Source organism: Stenotrophomonas sp. 96582_Sma, assembly GCF_056480905.1.
The window spans coordinates 187,268-205,872 of the sequence record NZ_CM151122.1 but is presented as its reverse complement, the minus strand read 5'-3'; the positions used below and the strand labels follow the sequence as shown (position 1 = coordinate 205,872).

Annotated in this window: 16 protein-coding genes and 1 pseudogene; 8 read left to right on the top strand and 9 right to left on the bottom strand. The window is 66.4% G+C overall.

Going from position 1 to position 18,605, the window contains the following annotated elements; translation table 11 throughout:
• Positions 1-9 precede the first annotated feature (9 nt).
• Entirely contained in the window at positions 10-1,992 is a 1,983-nt protein-coding gene (locus ACZK2R_RS00890; protein ID WP_125895449.1) for an acetyl/propionyl/methylcrotonyl-CoA carboxylase subunit alpha, read from the top strand.
• Positions 1,993-2,013: 21 nt separating this feature from the next.
• Here the strand turns inward: ACZK2R_RS00890 and ACZK2R_RS00885 are convergent.
• Positions 2,014-2,154 (bottom strand): annotated as a pseudogene (locus ACZK2R_RS00885) (putative peptide maturation dehydrogenase); the annotation flags it as partial.
• A 238-nt stretch (positions 2,155-2,392) separates the two neighbouring features.
• Between ACZK2R_RS00885 and ACZK2R_RS00880 the strand changes: the two are divergent.
• Both ACZK2R_RS00880 and ACZK2R_RS00875 read left to right on the top strand, forming a co-directional pair.
• Positions 2,393-2,707 carry an NHLP-related RiPP peptide gene (locus ACZK2R_RS00880; protein ID WP_125895448.1) on the top strand — a complete coding sequence of 105 codons (315 nt, stop codon included), beginning with the start codon at positions 2,393-2,395 and terminating at the stop codon, positions 2,705-2,707.
• A 32-nt stretch (positions 2,708-2,739) separates the two neighbouring features.
• Positions 2,740-3,081: an NHLP-related RiPP peptide gene (locus tag ACZK2R_RS00875; protein WP_080355176.1), complete on the top strand. Its 342-nt coding sequence runs from the start codon at positions 2,740-2,742 to the stop codon at positions 3,079-3,081.
• 48 nt (positions 3,082-3,129) lie between these two features.
• On the opposite strand, the gene ACZK2R_RS00870 is transcribed toward ACZK2R_RS00875, so the two are convergent.
• Positions 3,130-4,308: a putative peptide maturation dehydrogenase gene (locus ACZK2R_RS00870; protein ID WP_125895447.1), complete on the bottom strand. Its 1,179-nt coding sequence runs from the start codon at positions 4,306-4,308 to the stop codon at positions 3,130-3,132.
• Positions 4,309-4,472: 164 nt separating this feature from the next.
• Here ACZK2R_RS00870 and ACZK2R_RS00865 point away from each other — a divergent pair, with 164 nt between their 5' ends.
• Entirely contained in the window at positions 4,473-4,763 is a 291-nt protein-coding gene (locus tag ACZK2R_RS00865; RefSeq protein ID WP_012509741.1) for an NHLP-related RiPP peptide, read from the top strand.
• 16 nt (positions 4,764-4,779) lie between these two features.
• Here the strand turns inward: ACZK2R_RS00865 and ACZK2R_RS00860 are convergent, their stop codons facing one another.
• The 4 genes from ACZK2R_RS00860 to aceB form a co-directional block, all read right to left on the bottom strand.
• A complete protein-coding gene (locus ACZK2R_RS00860; protein ID WP_180837247.1) occupies positions 4,780-7,284 on the bottom strand; it encodes a putative peptide modification system cyclase in 2,505 nt (834 codons plus the stop codon).
• Between the two features lie 16 nt (positions 7,285-7,300).
• Positions 7,301-8,341: a GGDEF domain-containing protein gene (locus tag ACZK2R_RS00855; RefSeq protein ID WP_049400576.1), complete on the bottom strand. Its 1,041-nt coding sequence runs from the start codon at positions 8,339-8,341 to the stop codon at positions 7,301-7,303.
• A gap of 420 nt (positions 8,342-8,761) precedes the next feature.
• The gene (gene aceA, locus ACZK2R_RS00850; protein ID WP_125895446.1) at positions 8,762-10,063 is read right to left on the bottom strand and encodes an isocitrate lyase; all 1,302 of its coding nucleotides are present in this window, start codon (positions 10,061-10,063) and stop codon (positions 8,762-8,764) included.
• 64 nt (positions 10,064-10,127) lie between these two features.
• Positions 10,128-11,765, bottom strand: coding sequence for a malate synthase A (gene aceB, locus ACZK2R_RS00845; RefSeq protein WP_180837245.1), 1,638 nt, complete (start codon positions 11,763-11,765; stop codon positions 10,128-10,130).
• Positions 11,766-11,875: 110 nt separating this feature from the next.
• Between aceB and ACZK2R_RS00840 the strand changes: the two genes are divergently transcribed.
• Positions 11,876-12,844 (top strand): LysR family transcriptional regulator, encoded by a 969-nt coding sequence (locus ACZK2R_RS00840; RefSeq protein WP_125895444.1) that lies wholly within the window; start codon positions 11,876-11,878, stop codon positions 12,842-12,844.
• Positions 12,845-13,216: 372 nt separating this feature from the next.
• Here ACZK2R_RS00840 and ACZK2R_RS00835 read toward each other — a convergent pair whose 3' ends face one another.
• Complete coding sequence (locus ACZK2R_RS00835; RefSeq protein ID WP_478453501.1) at positions 13,217-14,179, bottom strand: IS110 family transposase; 963 nt, start codon at positions 14,177-14,179, stop codon at positions 13,217-13,219.
• A gap of 297 nt (positions 14,180-14,476) precedes the next feature.
• Here ACZK2R_RS00835 and ACZK2R_RS00830 point away from each other — a divergent pair, with 297 nt between their 5' ends.
• Positions 14,477-15,385 (top strand): LysR family transcriptional regulator, encoded by a 909-nt coding sequence (locus ACZK2R_RS00830; protein WP_180837902.1) that lies wholly within the window; start codon positions 14,477-14,479, stop codon positions 15,383-15,385.
• An 82-nt stretch (positions 15,386-15,467) separates the two neighbouring features.
• Here the strand turns inward: ACZK2R_RS00830 and ACZK2R_RS00825 are convergent, their stop codons facing one another.
• Both ACZK2R_RS00825 and lepB read right to left on the bottom strand, forming a co-directional pair.
• Complete coding sequence (locus ACZK2R_RS00825) at positions 15,468-16,724, bottom strand: MFS transporter (RefSeq protein ID WP_180837901.1); 1,257 nt, start codon at positions 16,722-16,724, stop codon at positions 15,468-15,470.
• Between the two features lie 123 nt (positions 16,725-16,847).
• Positions 16,848-17,474 (bottom strand): signal peptidase I, encoded by a 627-nt coding sequence (gene lepB, locus ACZK2R_RS00820; protein ID WP_180837900.1) that lies wholly within the window; start codon positions 17,472-17,474, stop codon positions 16,848-16,850.
• Between the two features lie 182 nt (positions 17,475-17,656).
• Between lepB and ACZK2R_RS00815 the strand changes: the two genes are divergently transcribed.
• Complete coding sequence (locus tag ACZK2R_RS00815; RefSeq protein ID WP_021203742.1) at positions 17,657-18,058, top strand: hypothetical protein; 402 nt, start codon at positions 17,657-17,659, stop codon at positions 18,056-18,058.
• A gap of 3 nt (positions 18,059-18,061) precedes the next feature.
• Positions 18,062-18,508 (top strand): 3-dehydroquinate dehydratase, encoded by a 447-nt coding sequence (locus tag ACZK2R_RS00810; RefSeq protein WP_004153636.1) that lies wholly within the window; start codon positions 18,062-18,064, stop codon positions 18,506-18,508.
• The last annotated feature ends 97 nt before the right edge of the window (positions 18,509-18,605 follow it).

The following is an 18,605-nucleotide window of genomic DNA, read 5'->3' as shown; positions in this document are numbered from 1 at the left end:
CCTGTTGCCATGTTCACCAAAGTCCTGATCGCCAACCGCGGCGAGATCGCCTGCCGCGTCATCGCCACCTGCCGCCGCCTCGGCATCGCCACCGTGGCGGTGTATTCCGATGCCGACCGCAACGCCCGCCACGTGCGCCTGGCCGACGAAGCCATCCACATTGGTCCTGCCGCCGCACGTGAGAGCTACCTGCGCGGTGATGCCCTGCTCGATGCCGCACGCCTGACCGGCGCGCAGGCGATCCACCCCGGTTACGGCTTCCTGTCCGAGAATGCCGACTTCGCCGATGCCTGCGCGGCGGCCGGCATCACCTTCATCGGCCCGCCGGCCAGCGCCATCCGCGCGATGGGCGACAAGAGCGCGGCCAAGGCGCTGATGGCCAAGGCCGGTGTGCCGCTGACCCCCGGCTATCACGGCGACCAGCAGGCGCCGGACTTCCTGCGCGCACAGGCCGACGGCATCGGCTACCCGGTGCTGATCAAGGCCAGCGCCGGCGGCGGTGGCAAGGGCATGCGCAAGGTCGAGCGCAGCGAGGACTTCGTCGATGCACTGGCCAGCTGCCAGCGCGAGGCGGCCTCGGCGTTCGGCAACGACCACGTGCTGGTCGAGAAGTATGTCGAGCGCCCGCGCCATATCGAGATCCAGGTGTTCGGCGACAGCCACGGTGAGGCGGTGTACCTGTTCGAGCGCGACTGCTCGGTGCAGCGCCGCCACCAGAAGGTGCTGGAAGAGGCGCCGGCGCCGGGCATGAGCACAGAACGTCGTGCTGCAATGGGCAAGGCGGCAGTCGATGCAGCGCGCGCGGTGGGCTACGTCGGTGCCGGCACGGTGGAGTTCATTGCCGGCCCGGACGGCGATTTCTACTTCATGGAAATGAACACCCGCCTGCAGGTCGAGCACCCGGTGACCGAGTACATCACCGGTACCGACCTGGTGGAGTGGCAGCTGCGCGTGGCCTCGGGCCAGCCGCTGCCGCTGCGCCAGGAACAGCTGGCGATCCACGGCCACGCTATCGAAGCGCGCCTGTATGCCGAAGATGCCGACCGGGGCTTCCTGCCCTCCACCGGCACCCTGCGCCGCCTGCGCCTGCCGACCCCGTCGGCCCATGTGCGCGTGGATACCGGCGTGGAGGAAGGCGACAGCATCACCCCGTACTACGATCCGATGATTGCCAAGCTGATCGTCTGGGACGTGGACCGCGATGCCGCCCTGCGCCGCATGAGCCAGGCGCTGGCGGACTGCCAGGTGGTGGGCGTGACCACCAATGCCGGCTTCCTGCGCCGCCTGGTGAACACCGATTCGTTCGCGCAGGCCAAGCTGGACACCGCGCTTATCGAGCGCGAGCAGGCGGCATTGAGTGCAGTGGGCGACACGGATGATGCCCTGTGGCAGCTGGCTGCGGTGGCTGCGGTTGCAAGCACGGGCGGCGCCAGCACCGACGCGCGCGATCCGCATTCGCCGTGGCAGGCCCAGGACGGCTGGCGCCTTGGCGCATCGGCACCGCGCGTGCTGCCGCTGCAGCAGGGCGAACGCAAGCACACGCTGAAGGTGTGGACGCAGACCGATGGCTGGCGCGTGCAGTGCGATGACGCCGCGCCGGTGCAGGTGCTTGGCACGGCCGATGCGCAGCATCTGACCGTGCTGCTGGGCGAGCGCCGCTGGTCGTTGCAGCTACTGCGCGAAGGCGACCAGCTGTATCTGTTCGGCGCCGATGGCCAGCACCGCTTCACCCTGCACGATCCGGTGGGCGAATCGGACCACGCCGTGGCCGATGCCGGCAGCCTGCTGGCGCCGATGCCGGGCAGGATCGTCGCGACACTGGTCGCGGCCGGCACCGAGGTCAAGCGCGGCACGCCGCTGGTGGTGCTGGAAGCGATGAAGATGGAGCACACCCTGCAGGCACCGGCAGACGGCACGGTGAAGGGCTACCGCGCCAAGGCCGGCGACCAGGTGGGTGATGGTGCGGTGCTGGTGGACTTCGAAGCGGCGTGACGTGGCGGGGGCCGCGTGGGTTCAGACCGCGCGGTCCTCGGGATTCCAGATCACACCTGCCGGGTCCAGTTCGGTCGTGGTTATGGTCGGGGCGCGCCAGCCAAAACCGCATACGGCGAGGACGCCCTCGGAACGCGGATCTAGGCCAAATTCGTGCTCGATGGGCCAGGTCGCCGACGACGCCTCCGACCTGGACACCGCCCTGAAACTGTGTCGCAGGAACGTCAAGCTGGCATCTCCGGTGCGCTCTTCCAACGTTTCTGGAACCACGGTGCCATGCCCAGCAGGACCACTGGCCTGTACCGGCTCGGCGCGCCTTGCTTGACGCTGCGCTGCGGCACGCTCGCGGTAGTCACACGTGGTTTAATCGGCGGACATTGACCCACAAGGAGTGTTTGCGATGTCCGCAAAGTCCCCGATGACCACTGTCAATGCCGGTCGGCTGCTCGACCTGCTGTGTTCTGACGACGCCTTCCGCGCAGAGTTCACAGCCGATGCCGGCGCTGCGATGGCGCGGCATGGGCTGCAGGCACAGTCCGGCACAAGCCCCTGCGCCATCCACAACGTCCTGGCCAGCAAGGAAGAGTTCCAACAGGTGCGCCAGCAGATCGCCGCGCTCCTGGCCCAGCGCGCCGCATTCACTGTCCCCTTCATGTTCGAATCCGGGCATCTGCAGGGAAGCGTGCACCACTCCGCCGTACCGCAGGCCGCTTGAACGCCCCTCAATCCACTTCAGAGGTAGATTCGATGTTGCCATCCACTCGTACCCGGTTCTCCAGCGAACACACCACCACCGAGTCGCCGCGCTTTGAGCCGCAAACCGCCATTGCCCTGCTCGACCGCCTGTGCAGCGATGATGTGTTCCGTGCGCAGTTCAGCAGGAACCCGCTGCAGGCCTGCCGGCAGATCGGCCTGGCATTCGACTCGATGGCGCAGGTGCCGCCCTGCCTGAGCACCGGCAAGCTGGCCAGCAAGGAAGAGCTGAGCCAGGCCCGCGATGCCCTGGTGAACTATCTCTCCAGCCACCGCGCATCCATGACCGTGGTCTTCACCTTCGAAGCCGGTCACGTCCACCGCATCATCCAGTAATGCACCCGACAAGGGGCGCTGGGTACTCCAGCGCCCTGCCGGGCTTGTTCAATCGCGGGCCTCGCGCTTCCAGACATGCCCCGCAGGGTCCAGCTCCGCCGTGGTCATGCTCTGCGCACGCCAACCGAATCCGCACACCGCCATTGCGCCGTCGACCATCGGGTCGAACCCCAGCAGCGACTCGATCTCCGTCTCATTGATCGCCGCGGTGACGAAGCCGCCCAAGCCATTGGCCGTGGCCGCTGTATACAGTGCCTGCGACACATGGCCGACATCCAGGCTAACGGCGCGATAGGCCTTGGCGTGGTTGCGGTACTTCCAGAAGTTGCGACCGAAACGGCAGACCAGCACCACCATGGCGTGGGCCGAAGCGAACCAGTGCTGGCCCGACAACAGGCGCAGGCAGAAATCGTCCAGCTGGGCGGGCTGTGCCTGTTGCCGTGCCAGCTCGTGAGCCACAGCATGGTAGTGATACAACCCAGGCTGCAGGCCATCGACCTTGCGCGCAATCACGTACGCTTCCAGCGGATGCAGGCTACCCGCGGACGGTACGTTCTTCTTCAGGAAGCGCACGCCGGGTTCGGTTTCTACCTGTGCCTGCGCCATCAGCACGTGCTGCATCATGCCCGCCAGCATCTCCAGCGATAGAGGCTTGTCCTCGGCGTAGTTGCGGCAGGTGGTACGTGCAGCCAACAGCTGTGCCACGGCATCGGGTGCCGCGACCGGCAGAGCGATGGCACCCGGCTGCCGCACCGGGGCTTCGGCCGGTGGCTTGCCGAGCTGCTGCACCAGGTCCTGTGCGGTCACCATCCGGTGCTTCTCCATATCGCCGGCACTGTCTACGCCCGCCCAGCGGGAATGGCGATGATGGATGGCTGACAAGGCCCACCAGTGTCCGTCGCGAACACGCTGGTCAGCCTGTCGCGCCGCCTCGGGCGCGCCCTTCTCGGCGATGAGCAACCCCGCCTCCAGCAGCGATGCCACTCGGGCGCGGTTCTGCAGGTCATCCGGCAAGACCTGCCAGCGCTCGGCGCTGGTCTGCAACAGCAACGCACAAGCGTCGGCATCGAGCGTCACAGGCTGATCGAGATGGGCAGCACGCACCTGCAACTGCTGCACGAACTCCACACCGGTTCCACCAGCCAGCAGGCTGTTCAGGGAGAACGATGGTTGTTCATCGGGAACAACAGCCAGCGCGTGGCATCGGCGGTACCGCGAAGAGGTCATCGACGTTCCTGTGGCAAATGGGATTCCGGCAATGTGCTGCCGGTGGAGCTGGGTAAGTATGGCCCAGTACCGCGTTCAAGACCCATCGATCCGCGCCGCTATGACTACGGTCAAAGGCACGCGCCACTTGTTCGACCTTCCCTGTCTCCTTGGATCCCACGCTCATGACCAACCGCAAATCCCCACTGTCCCTCGCTGACGCCACCACGCTGCTTGATCTGCTCACCACCGACGCAGACTTCCGCACAGCATTCAAGCAGGACCCGGCAACAGCCCTGCAGCAGATCAGTGTCGAGGCGGGTGCCGCCGCGCAGGGCTGCATGCTGTCCGCCGACCTGGCCTCCAATGAAGATCTGGCCGCTGCACGCGACAATCTGGTGCAGCAGCTGACCGAGCGCGCGGTGTTCAGCCATCCGCATTGCTTCATCGACGGTTCGCAGGCACCGACGCCCTGACCTTGGTGCCGATCGCTCAGGATGCGTCCGGTGAGAGGGCGCATCCCGGGCGTGATGGCCCACGCTGGCTGTCGCCTACATTCAATGCCTGCAACACGGACGAGCCTGCGAATTCGGTATAGGCGCGCCCGCGGTGCCGACGCATCCAGTCCAGCTGCGACTGCTGCTCCTGTATCGCGCCCTGTGCGGCGTAGGCCGCTGCCAGCACGCTGTGGACCTGGAACAGCTCGCTGCCATCAACCATCGCCTGCAGCATCTTGATTGCCTGCGCGCTGTCACCGGACAGATGCAACGCATTGGCCTTGACCACCGCCGCCAACTGGCGCGCACGTGGGTCGACGGCGTCGGCCGCCAATACGTCAAGCTCGGCCACCTGCCGGCCGATCGAGGATTGCAGGCCCAAGCGCTGTGCCGCATACAAGCTGGCCGCAGCGAAATACAGATACTGTCCGCGTTCACCGTTTTCGGGGCGTGCCGCATTCCGCAGCAGCGCGCTGGCCTGCGTTGCGAAGTCGCGTGGCGCTACGCATCGAGCCGCCGCGGCGTGAACAGCCAAATTGACCGTGCCCAGCAGATCACATACGAAGGGACCGCCATTGCACCGGCCTGCGGACGCGACCGAGGCTGCCAACGCCTCCTCGAATCGCCCCTCATCAATGGCCAGTGAAGTCCCTTCCAGCCACCGTCCCGGCCCGTTCTCCGGCAACCGCGCCAGCACTGCACTGGCCTCTGCATTTCGCCCGGACACGGCCAGCGCCGCAACCAGCTGCCGGTTCGGGCGACCTTCGGCGAGCTGCATGGCACGATGCAGCGTTGCTACCGCCTCATCGACCTTTCCCCGTGCCAACTGGATGCGCCCGAGCAGCTCCAGCGTCACGCTGCGCAACGGGTTCTGCTCCACGTTGGCATGGGCAACGGCCTGCTCCGCCTTTTCGTAGTGGCCCAGCACGAACTCGGCCAGACCATGGTTGACGCTGGCCCCGTGATGATCCGGATACAGATCGGCCAGTACCTTCCAGGCCTCGCCAGCGGCGGATTCAGAACCGGACTCCAGCTCCACCTGCCATGCATCCAGATACAGGCCCTCACGCGTGCTCAGCCGATGACGCAGCGTCCTGACCTTGGTCAGCAAACCGCGCGCGTCCTCCAGTTGGCCCTGGCTGAACATCGATCGCATCTGCCCGACATAGGCCATGGCGAAGTCAGGATCAATGCGCGTTGCGATCTGGAAAAATTTCAACGACGACTCGGTCTGTCCGCGGCCATAGGCAAGCTGTCCGCGTGCGTAGGCATGCAGTGCGTCGAGGTTGGCTGTTGCCACCTGCGGCAACGGTGCCGATGTCTTGCCGATCTGCGCCATCGCTTCGCCCAACCGCGATCGCAATTGCACCACCACTTGGTCACTGGAGGTCAGCGCGGAAGGCAGGCCTTTGCCATCGGAATAAACCGAGTAGACGGTCTCGCCAGTGGCAGGATTGACGACATCGACGGCCACACGCAGCTGGCCGTGTACCTCACGGATCGAGGGATCGAGTACCGCGCGCGCGCCATCGCGCATTGCGATCTGGACAGCGGCCGCACGATCGATCTCGGTGTTTTCTGGCATCAACATGCGCGCCATGGTGTCGCGCGCCTTCATGTCGCTGATCACGTTTACGTAACGCGACTGCTCAAGCCCGATGCGCAACGCCTGGTTCAGGGCGTCGTCCAGGACCGGGTTATCGGTCAGGTTGCGCGCATCGGCCATCACCACCCAGTCGCGTTCGGCGAAGGCAATCGCCGGCTGTGGTCGGGCCAGCAGCCACAGGCCCAGCCCGACAGAGACAATCAGGGCCGCCTGCGCGGCCATCGCCAGCGGACGCCGCCAGACCGGAACATCAGGGCGCGCCTTGTCGCTGGCACGCGGCCGGGAAAGCATGCCCTTCCCCGCCACCGCCACGCCCAGCACTTCCATCGGTTGCGCCACACCGCGAAAGCGCCAGCGACCGAATGACCTCCACTGCAGGCGACTGCCCAGTTCACCCAGCTCCGTCGCTGCACGGCGCACCACCGATTCAGCAGCCGCCGACATCAGCAGTTGTCCGGGGGGAGCCAACTGCATCAGGCGCGCTGCCATCGGCTTGGCCAGGCCCTCCACCTCCACAGCCTTGGCTCCAAGCGCGATCGATTCCGAGCTGTTGTTCCACAGGATGACCTCACCCACGTGCAACCCGGCCCGCGCCTGCAGTCGGAGATCACGCGCCTGCCCCAGCGGCTGCAGGCCACGCTGGTAATCCAGGGCGAATCCGAGCGCATCAATCGGGCGCTCGAACAGCATGAACAATCCGTCAGAGCGGTCGATCAGCTGGCCGTGCCAGCGCTGCTGCAGCGCCAGCACCAAGCGGTCGTGTTCCTGGAACAGCTCGGCGGCAGCCACATCGCCGATGCGTTCGACCAGCAGCAGCGAATCACACAGATCGGTGAACAGCAGCGCACGCAGTTGCTGGTTGTGCGGCGTCGACGTTCCGTTGTCGCCATTCATCGCCGGTCTCTCCCGATCAAGGTATGTCCGCTGCATCCGCCCAGCGCAGGCAGTTGCCACCATCGCGCTTGGCCTGGTACAGCGCGCGGTCCGCGTTGGCGTACCACTCGCTCCAGCCCGCCTCCGGCGCCAGCAGGCTGGCACCGATGCTGACCAGGCTGACGTGCGGCGTGCCATGACTGCGTTCGAGCAGGCCATGCACCGCGCTGAGGATGAACTCGGCCGCGTGCTGCACGATCTCATGGTTGCCACGGCGCAGGATCAGGCAGAACTCATCGCCGCCGAGGCGGCAGGCCAGGTCCTGCTCACCGGCCATCGAGCGCAGGATGTTGCCCATGCTCTGCAGTACACGGTCGCCGGCCTGGTGGCCGTGGCGATCATTGATCTGCTTGAAGCGGTCGCAGTCGATCAGCAGCAGTGCCTGCGGCAACCCTTCGCCATCGGCGCGGCATTCCTGCAGGTACAGGGTGAGGCCACGACGGTTGTGCAGCCCGGTCAGTTCATCGGTACGTACCAGTTCACGGGTGTGGGTCAACTGGTGGGTGGTGATGTACAGGTTGTCCAGCGCGGTTTCCAGATCGTGGTTGCGCCGGCGCAGCTGGCTGATCAGCGCCTGCTCGTTGGTCAGCACGCGCATGATCGTACGGCGCAGGAAGTAGGCGACCAGGCCGGGATCGGATTCCACCAGGCGATGGAAGTCGGCCGGGCCCAGCTCCAGTACTTCACAGTCGGCCAGCGCGCGTGCACTGGCGCTGCGCAGGTGATCGCCGACCAGCAGGCCAAGCTCACCGAAGAACTCATGCTGGCCGAGCGTCTTGATCACCAGGTCCTCTCCGAAGTCCAGTTCGATCTGGCCTTGGAGGATCACATACATCCGTTCGCCGCGATGGCCACGCTGGAACAACCACTGTCCGGCATGAAGCTTGCATGGACGGGCAAATCTGGCGAACAATGCAACCTCGGCAGCGGAAAGCAGCGCGTGCACGATCTCGGCCATCGCCACCCGGGCGATACCTGACGTCACATCACTGTTCTCGGCCGCACCCCTGCCGGTCATTCCCTGCACCCGCCGCCAGCGTCCCCTGGTGAGCCGCGGAGCATAGCACCGCTTTAAAGTGTGCGCCCTATCTCATTTTGACCCGTCTGCCGATCTTGATTGATGTGAAGATCGGTGGTGGCCCGTTCTGGTCACGGGTGTCCGGGCAAAACCCCTGCTGGATCAATCCGATGCTGGATTTCACAGGCTTTCGGCCAAGTTGCCGGCACGCGTGGGTGCGCCTGATTGACGCTGGCTGCGCGCTGCTCCCTTGCATCGATACAACAACGCCGGCAGGTCCCCCGACCGGCCGGCGTTGTCTGGCCCTTCCCTGGCCACCCTGATCGGATTCCGAAGCTTCGGTAGCGCCGGCCGCTGGCCGGCTTCCCTGTGGTGCCCGAAGGATCACGCGGTTGCCGGCCAGCGGCCGGCACTACCGCATCACGCCGCGCGTTCGCTGCGCCCGCCGTGGAACTGCTCTTCCTCGGTCGAACCGGTCAATGCGGTGGTCGACGACTGGCCCTGCTGGATCGCCTGGGTCACCGCATCGAAGTAGCCGGTGCCAACCTCACGCTGATGCTTGACCGCAGTGAAGCCGCGCTCGGCCGCTTCAAACTCGGCTTCCTGTAGTTCCACGAACGCGCTCATCTGTCGACGTGCATAGCCGTGGGCCAGATTGAACATGCCGTAGTTCAGCGCATGGAAGCCGGCCAGGGTGATGAACTGGAACTTGTAGCCGTAGCTGCCCAGCTCCTTCTGGAACTTGGCGATGGTGGCGTCGTCCAGGTTCTTCTTCCAGTTGAAGCTGGGCGAGCAGTTATAGGCCAGCAGCTTGCCGGGGAACTTCGCATGGATCGCCTCGGCGAACTTGCGTGCGAATTCCAGGTCCGGCTTGCCGGTCTCGCACCACACCAGGTCGGCATAGGGCGCATAGGCCAGGCCGCGGCTGATCGCCTGGTCCAGGCCATTACGGGTCTTGTAGAAGCCTTCCACGGTGCGCTCGCCGGTGGCGAACGGCTTGTCGTTGCCATCGATGTCGCTGGTCAGCAGATCCGCGGCCTCGGCATCGGTACGCGCCACCAGCAGGGTCGGCACGCCCAGCACGTCGGCGGCCAGGCGCGCGGCGTTGAGCTTCTCGATGGCCTCGCGGGTCGGCACCAGCACCTTGCCGCCCATGTGGCCGCACTTCTTCACCGAGGCCAGCTGGTCTTCGAAGTGCACGCCAGCGGCACCGGCCTCGATCATCGCCTTCATCAGTTCGAACGCATTGAGCACGCCGCCGAAACCGGCTTCCGCATCGGCCACGATCGGCTGCAGGAAGTCGATGTCGTCCTTGCCTTCGGCGTGGTGCAGCTGGTCGGCGCGCAGCAGCGTGTTGTTGATGCGCTTGACTACCGCCGGCACCGAATCGGCCGGGTACAGCGACTGGTCCGGGTACATCTGCCCGGCCAGGTTGGCGTCGGCCGCCACCTGCCAACCGGACAGGTAGATCGCCTTCAGGCCCGCCTTGACCTGCTGCATGGCCTGGTTGCCGGTCAATGCACCCAGCGCGTTGACGAACTCGCGCTCATGCAGCGTCGCCCACAGCTTCTCCGCACCCAGGCGGGCCAGCGAATGCTCGATGTGGACGGTGCCGCGCAGGCGCACCACGTCAGCGGCGCTGTAGTTGCGCTGGATGCCTTCCCAACGCGGGTTGGTATCCCAGTCGTGCTGGATCTGTTCGGCAGTGGGCAGCTTGCTCATGTCTTTCTCCAGTTCGGTTCGTGCGTGCAGCGGGGAGGGAAACGGCGGAATTGCGAGCGGTCGGTCAGTCGATGCGCGCGTAGGCCGGCAGGGTCAGGAAATCAGTCAGCTCTTCGCTGCGGCTCAGTTCGCCGAGCAGGGCGATGGCCTCGCCGATGCGTGCACCACCGGGCAGCGCGGCGGTATCGCCCAGCCGTGCCGGCAGCTGCGAGAGGGTGGAATCCAGCAGCACCAGGTCGATCGCAGTGCCATCGTCCAGCTGCTGGCCCGGCGTATGCAGCCACTGCCACAGCTGGCTGCGGCTGATCTCGGCGGTGGCCGCGTCCTCCATCAGGTGGTGGATCGGCACGCAGCCGTTGCCATCCAGCCAGGCGGCCAGGTAGCGCACGCAGACTTCCACGTTGCCTTCGAATCCGGCGCGGGTGATGGTGCCCGGCGGCCGCGCGATCAGTTCGTCGCGGCCGACGCGCACATCCTGGCGCAGCACGCTGTGCTGGTTCGCACCGGGCATGTGCTCGTCGAAGATCGCCATCGCCACCGGAATCAGCGCCGGATGCGCGACCCAGGTGCCGTCGTGGCCGGCGGTCACTTCGCGCAGCTTGTCGGCGCGCACGCGGGCCATCGCCTGTTCGTTGGCAGCGGCATCGTTGTTGATCGGGATCTGCGCGGCCATGCCGCCCATCGCATGCGCACCGCGGCGGTGGCAGGTCTGGATCAGCAGTTCCGAATACGCCTTCAGGAACGGCTGGGTCATGGTCACCTGGCCGCGTTCGGGCAGCACGCGGTCGGCGTGGCGGCGGAAGGTCTTCAGGTACGAGAAGATGTAATCCCAGCGCCCGCAGTTCAGGCCGACGATGCGGTCACGCAGCGCGTGCAGGATCTCGTCCATCTCGAACACTGCCGGCAAGGTTTCAATCAGCACGGTCACCTTGATCTGGCCGTGCGGCAGGCCGAGCATGCCCTCGATGTGCGACAGCGCGGTCTCCCACAGCGCCGCCTCTTCCATGCTCTGCAGCTTGGGCAGGTAGAAGTACGGGCCGCGGTCCTTGGCCTGCAGCGTGCGGGCGTTGTGGAAGGCGAACACCGCCGCATCGAACAGGCCACCAGCGATGAACTGGCCATCGATGCGCACGTGCTTCTCGTCCAGGTGCCAGCCGCGCGGGCGTACGATCAGCACCGCCTGTTCGTCGAACGGGCGCAAGGTGTAGTGCTTGCCGGCCTTCCCGTTGGATGCCGGTGCGGTGTACTCGAGATCGCCACGCACCGCGGCGGCCAGCGACTGCTGCCCGGCCAGCAGGTTGCGCCAGGTCGGCGAGGTCGAATCCTCGAAGTCGGCCATGAACACCTTGGCGCCGGAGTTCAGCGCGTTGATGACCATCTTCGGGTCGGTCGGGCCGGTGATCTCGACGCGGCGGTCCTGCAGCGCGGCCGGCAGCGGGGCAACACGCCAGTCGCCGCTGCGGATCGCGGCGGTGTCCTCGCGGAAGTCCGGCAGGCCGCCCTGGTCGAAGAACGCCTGGCGCACGCGGCGTGCCTGCAGCCGTGCCTGCCGGCCCGGTTCCACCGCACGGTGCAGCGACACCAGCAGGGCCAGCAGCGGCGCCGGCAGCAGGGTGTCCTGGCCGGCCACGCGGGTCGCCAGGGCGATACCGGGGGTGGCCTTGCTGGCGGGGGTGGGAACAGCGGAAGCGACGGCGGACATGGGGCGACTCCAGCGGTGGGGGAACGTCTCCACGGTGCCGCCGGTATCGAGTATTTGGCAAAACAGTTTTTGCAATGCTCTACATAAATTGTGCTAATACTTGTGACGCCATGACCACGCGCCCTTCGCCAAGTCCTCGTTTTTCCTACAAATCCGACCGGTTGAAACCGCTGCGTGCGTTCTGCCAGACCGTGCGCCTGGGCTCGGTCTCACGGGCGGCTGAGGCGCTTTTCGTCAGCCAGCCGGCTATCAGCCTGCAGTTGCAGGCCTTGGAGCGAGAGCTGGGGGTGCCGTTGTTCGAACGCAGCGGGCGCCGCCTGGTGCCCAGCCGCGAGGGCCAGCTGCTGTACGAGATGGCGCAGCCACTGGTGGAGAGCCTGGACGGGCTGGAGGCGCGCTTCCGCGACAAGGTGCGCGGCCTGGACGCGGGCGAACTGAACATCGCCGCCAACAGCTCGACCATCCTGTACCTGCTGCCGAAGATCGTCGAACGCTTCCGCCTGCATCATCCGGACGTGCGCCTGACCCTGCACAACGCGATCAGCGCCGACGGCACCGACCTGCTGCGCGAGGACGCCGCCGACCTGGCGATCGGTTCGATGACCGATGTGCCGGCCGATCTCAGCTACGCACCGGCCTACCGTTTCGAGCAGGTGCTGATCGCGCCGCACGACCATCCGCTGGCCAGCGGTGGCGAGCTGGAACTGGCCGACATCGCGCGTTTTCCGCTGGTGCTGCCACCGAAGCGGCAGATCACCTACCGCCTGGTCGACCAGGTATTCCAGCGCCACCGCATCGCCTACACCGTGGCATTGGAAGTGGGTGGCTGGGAGGTGATCAAGCAGTACGTGGCGATGGGCATGGGCATTTCAATCGTGCCGGCGCTGTGCCTGAACGAGGCCGACCGCGAGCGGCTGGCGGCGCGGTCGATGAAGCGCTGGTTCCCGGAACGCAGTTACGGGGTGATCGTGCGGCGTGGCAAGGCGCTGTCGGCGCAGGCGCGGGCGTTTGTGGAGCTGATCCAGCCGGAGTTGTTCAGTCCGCGCGATTACGACCAGAGCGGGCATTCCGAGCGGTGAGGGTGTGCGGCAGGGCTGCGCCCTGCACCTGCCGAAGCCGAAGCAACGGCAACAGCGGGCTATCCGTGGGATGGCGGGGCGGCGTGGGTGGGCAGGACACGCCGTAAACCCCGCTCCGCGGTCCGGCCCAGCCGCTGGCGGCTGTGCGTTCGGGCGCTTGCGAAGCAGTGCTTTGCAAGCAAAGCGCCCTCACCCATGGGGGCTCGATGGCGCCATCCATGGCGCCAACGGTCCTGCCCACCCACGCCGTCCCGCCTCTGACAGATTCCCGCGATCTGTCGGGGTCGGATCCCGTTGCTGCGCAATGGGCTCTGACCCCCGCTGCAAATGATCGAAACCGGATTTTGTAGAGTCGAGATCCTATGTTCGTGGTCAAGCCTGCTGGAAGCAGGCTTGACCCACCTTCAGCATGGCCGGATCGAAGTCCCGGCCGCTTTTGAAGACACCCCAGGCGATCCTGGCCAGCTTTCTGGCCAGGATGTTGAAGACGGCGGTGCTGGGGTGACCGCGTTTTGACAGCTCGTCGTAGAGCGGTTGCCCCCGACGACACCGCTTGAGCCCCATTGCGGCCATGTAGAGCATCTGGCGCAGCACTGGCGCGCCCTGTTTGGACAGCCGACGCCGTCCCGTTCTGCCGCCAGACTCGTTGGGCCGGGGATCCAGGCCCGTGCAGGCGATCCACGCGTTGGCGTTGGCCAACGGCCAGCGCGTCATGTAGTAAATCAGGTGAGCGGCGACGGCGGGGCCGATACCAGGGATGGTCAACAGGCGCTTGTAGAGCGTGCCATGCTCTCCATCGCGACCCAAGCGCTGCAGTTCGCTTTCCAGCTCGGACAGCGTCCCAGCCAGAGCGCAGAACAGATCTGACAGCTCCCCGGGGGCACTTTTGCTTACCCCGAAGGATTGCTCCAGCCGCGCGCGTGTCTTTACCAGCGTCTGCCGCTTGCGCAGCAAATCGTGCATCTGTTGCTGCTCGTCGGTACGCGGTACGTATTCACGCAGGCGATCGTTCTCCTTCTTCACGTACCGGGCGATCGCTTCGGCGTCCATGGCGTCCGTCTTGCCACGCGAGCCCGTCGCCCGGCCGTAGTACTTGATCAGACGTGGATTGATCACATAGACAACGTGGCCTGCTTGGCCAGCCATCCGAGCCAACAACTCGTAGTACCGCCCCGTCGCCTCCATGCCAATCCGGCATCGCTGGGGCAAGGTGTTGAGCCACTGGGCTATGCCGGCCCGGGTGTTGGCGATCCTGTCGCCGGCCTTGCGGTCGGCCACTGCCGGTACGAACTCCTTGGAGTCCACGTCCACGCCAATATCGAGAGAATCAGACATTTGTACGGCTCCCAGCTATCTTTAAGGGGCTGGGGTGGTACCGCACCGACGTTAGCTTGCCTACATCGACGATCCCCTTTGGGGGCCGTACGATCCTTTATCGACGTTCGTGTGCGGGATGGGGATCGCTCGACTCGTCTGTCGGCTAGTATCCGCAGATGCATGCTTGACGGTCCCTCCACCCTGGCTCCTACATACCGCGTAGGAGCCGGGAGGAACATACAAGCCATGCTCGACTGGCGGAAAAGCGATCGAAGAAGGCGACAAGCCCGGTGCCGGTCTGGCTAGACTGGACCCATGTCCATCGAACTCCGCCATCTGCGTTACTTCCTCGCCGTTGCCGATACGCTGCACTTCGGACAGGCGGCGGAGCGGCTGGGCATGTCGCAGCCGCCGCTCAGCCAGCAGATCCGCCAGCTGGAAGACCTGATCGGTGCGCGCCTGTTCGTACGCAGCCACCGTCGTGTGCAGCTGACGCCGGCGGGCGAGCTGCTGCAGGAACGTGCACGGGCCATCGTGCAGCAGGTGGAAACGGCGGTGGACGAGGTACAGCGTGCGCAGCGCGGTGAGCAGGGTGAGCTGCGCATCGGATTGACCCGCGCCACGCCGCTGTCACCGCAGATTCCGCGGTCGATCCTGCGCTACCGCCAGCAGTTCCCGCAGGTGCGGCTGCAGCTGAGTGAGATGAATACCCTGCAGCAGATCGATGCGCTGCTCGATGGCAGCCTGGACGTGGGCATCATCCGCAAGCGTGCGCTGCCGCCGGAACTGGTGGCGCACAGCCTGTTCGTCGATCCGCTGGCGTTGATCGTGCATGCCGACCATCCTGCCCTGCGCAGACTGTCGAAGCAGGGCACGTTGTCGCTGCGCGACTTCGCGCAGGAACCGTTCGTGGCGTTCCGCCGCAGTGCCGGTGCCGGCATCCACGACCACATGATCGCGCTGTGTGCGGCGGCGGGATTCACCCCGCGCATCGTGCAGGAGGCGGGCGAGGCATCGACGCTGATCAGTCTGGCCGCCGCAGGCCTGGGCGCAGCGATCCTGCCGTCGTCGTGCGACCACATCCGGGTGGAAGGCGCGCGCTTCGTGGCGATGGCCGATACCGGGGCGCATTCGGAAGTGCAGCTGGCCTGGCGCCGCGAGGGTGTGACGCCGCTTATCCGCAACTTCGCCGGGCTGTTGCGTGAGGCGTTCGCCGAAGGGTGAGGTGCAACCCACCCGGTAGCGGCCAACCTTGGTTGGCCCACGGCCACGGCGCCGACCAAGGTCGGCATCTACCAGAGCAGGTTCACGCCGTCACCGGCTGCGGCGCGCGCTGCTGCAGCGCCCAGACGATGCCACCGCCGATCACGGTCAGCACGGCGGCGAACAGGCACACGCCCAGCCAGTCCCACGCTGCATAGACCAGGCCACCCACACCACCGAGCACGCTCGAACCCAGGTAGTAGGCGAACAGGTACAGCGCCGAGGCTTCGGCGCGCATCGCACCGGCGCGGCTGCCGACCCAGCTGCTGGCCACGGAGTGACCGCCGAAGAAGCCGAACGTCACCAGCGCGATACCGAGTGCCATCGTGCTCAGCCACGGCATCGCCAACAGCGCGATGCCGGCACCAATCAGTGCGAACGAGATCGACAGGATGCGCCCGCGCCCGTAACGCGTCGCCTGCTGGCCCATCCACGCCGAACTGAAGGTGCCCACCAGGTACACGCTGAAGATCAGCCCCACCACGGTCTGGCTGAGGTGGTACGGCGGCGCCAGCAGGTGATACCCGAGGTAGTTGTAGAGGGTGACGAACACGCCCATCAGCACGAACGAGGTGGCGAACAGCCACGGCAGGCCCGGGTCGGCGAACAGCGTGCGCCAGCGTGATGGCAACTGGCGCAGGCCGCCGCGACGTGCATGGAAGTGCCGCGACGGTGGCAGCTGCAGCCACAACAGCACGGTACTGGCGATGGCGATGATCGAAACCACGCCGATGCCCCATCGCCAGCCCCAATGGTCGGCGATGATGCCGGCCAGCAGGCGCCCGCTCATGCCACCGATGGCGTTGCCGCCGATGTACAGGCCCATCGCCAGGCCCAGCGCGCGGCCGTCCATTTCCTCGACAAGGTAGGTCATCGCCACTGCCGGCACGCCGCTCAACGCCAGGCCGAGCAGCGTGCGCAGCACCAGCAGCGTGGTCCAGTCATCCACCAGCGCGGTGCACAGCGACAGCGTGGCCGAGGCCAACAGCGCGACGATCATCAAAGGACGGCGGCCGACCGCATCGGACAGCAGGCCGGCCAGCAGCATCGCCACCGCCAGCGTGCCGGTGGTCAACGACAGCGACATCGCGCTGCCGGCGGCGGACACGCCGAAGTGACGGCTGAACTCGGGCAGCAGCGGCTGCACGGTGTACAGCAGGCCGAAGGTGGAAAAGCCGGCCAGGAACAGCGCCAGCGCGGTGCGGCGGAAGGCTGGCGTGCCCTGCTGGATGCGGGTCTCGGCGATGGGATCGACAGTGGGGGGGCGGCGTTCGACGGCCGCCGCGGTTTCGCCAGTCATGGGATCGATGGGCCGGTGGGGCGGCCGGGGGTGGGAGGGAACGGGCCTCAGACTAGGCCCGTCCATCCAGTCGATCCATAACCTGATAGGTCAGGATTGATACCCCAAAAGTATCAATTCAGCTTACAGGCGCTGCCATTCGAAGCCATCGCCGCGGCGGTAGTACACCGCCACCGCACGGCCGTAGACCTTGTCGGCATCTACGAAGCCGAAGAAGCGGCCATCGAAGCTGTTGCCACGGTGGTCACCCAACACCAGCACCTTGCCGGCCGGTACCACCAGGTCGGCGATGTCCGGGCCGCCCCCCATGTCCAGATCGAGGCTGGCACGGCGTTCACCGAAGGCTTCCACATCCTGCAGGTCGGCGGTCTGCAGCGGCTGGCCGTTGATGCTCAGATGGCCTTCGCGCAGCTGCACATGATCACCGGCCACTGCAGCCACGCGCTTGATCAGGCGGGTGCCGTCGGCCGGCGAGTCGAATACCGCCACTTCGCCGCGCTGCGGGGTGCCGGTCGCCATCAGTTCCTTGCCGGTAAACGGCAGGCGCAGGCCATAGGCGCGCATGTCCACCACCACCCGGTCGCCGGGCTGCAGGGTCGGCTGCATCGAGCCGCTGGGCACCACGTAGTGGTTGGCGAGGGTATCGCGGGCGGCGGCGAGCAGGCCAAGCATCACCAGCAACGGCAGCGCCTCCTTCTTCAGCCAGACCAGCGCGCGTTCGGAAAACGGGGGGCGGGCAACAGCATCCATGACAGGCTCCGAGCAAGTGGTAGCGCTATCAGACCACATCCGGGCGCAGGAGGTTCCCGGTAGCGCCGGACACGGGTTACGCAGGTTTTACGCCCCGGCCCGGGCGCGGGCATCGCACCTTTACGGCCACCGCGCGCATCGTGTGCCCACCGCGCCACAGGGCGCATTCCGCAAGGTGTTGTATGACCCTCCTGGTGATCCGCCACGCATCTTCGTCGGCGCCGCGTCCGCAGCTGCCGGCGCAGCTGGCCGGCCATCGCGTGCTGTGCAGCGACTGCGCCAGCCTGTCTGAAGTGCGCCAGTGCCTGTGCCAGCCGCAGGCGCGCTCGGCCGACTGGGTGCTGCTGGATGTCGGCGTGGCCGACGAGGCGCAATGGCAGGCCGAGGGCGGCGCGCTGCAGGCGGCGCTGGAACGGTTGCCGGCGCAGTACATCGAACTGCAGTCACCCAGCGAACCCGGCCTGGATGCGCGCCTGCGCCTGCAGCATGGTCCTGCTGCGGTGGTGGTGGACCAGCGCAGCCAGCAGGCGGGGTATCCATTGTCGCTGGCCATTGTCGGCCGCCGTCTGGCACAGGAGGGCTGAGCCATGTCGATCTTCATCATCCGTGGCCCGGAAGCGGCCGGTGCGCTGATCCGCACGGCAATGCCGTTGCCGGCACCGGTACTCAAGTCACTGGTGCATCGTGCGATCGACGCCGGCACCAGCGTGGCGATCCGTGCCTGTGGTTCGGAACAGGAACTGCTGGACGCGCTGCGCGTGGCCGACCACAGTCGCGGCGAGGTGACCCTGCTGGATCCGGGTGCGTGTGCCAACAGCCTGCGCCTGCAGCGCCTGCTGCCCTACCTGCACAACGCCTATGTGGAAGTGCATGACGACGGTGCAGTGGCCGAGCCGTGCCTGCCGGCCGGTGTCGGCCAGCGCCTGGGCATCGCCGCTGGTTACGGCGCGCAGAGCTATGTGCTGGCGCTGGATATCGCGCTGGATCACCTGGGCCTGGCCGAGCAGGCGAACCGGGTGCACGTGGGGACGTAACGTTGTTTGTAGAGTCGAGCCATGCTCGACTGGTTTTTCATCGAAAGGCAGCCGAGCATGGCTCGGCTCTACAAGGGCGGGAATCGCAGCCGAGCGT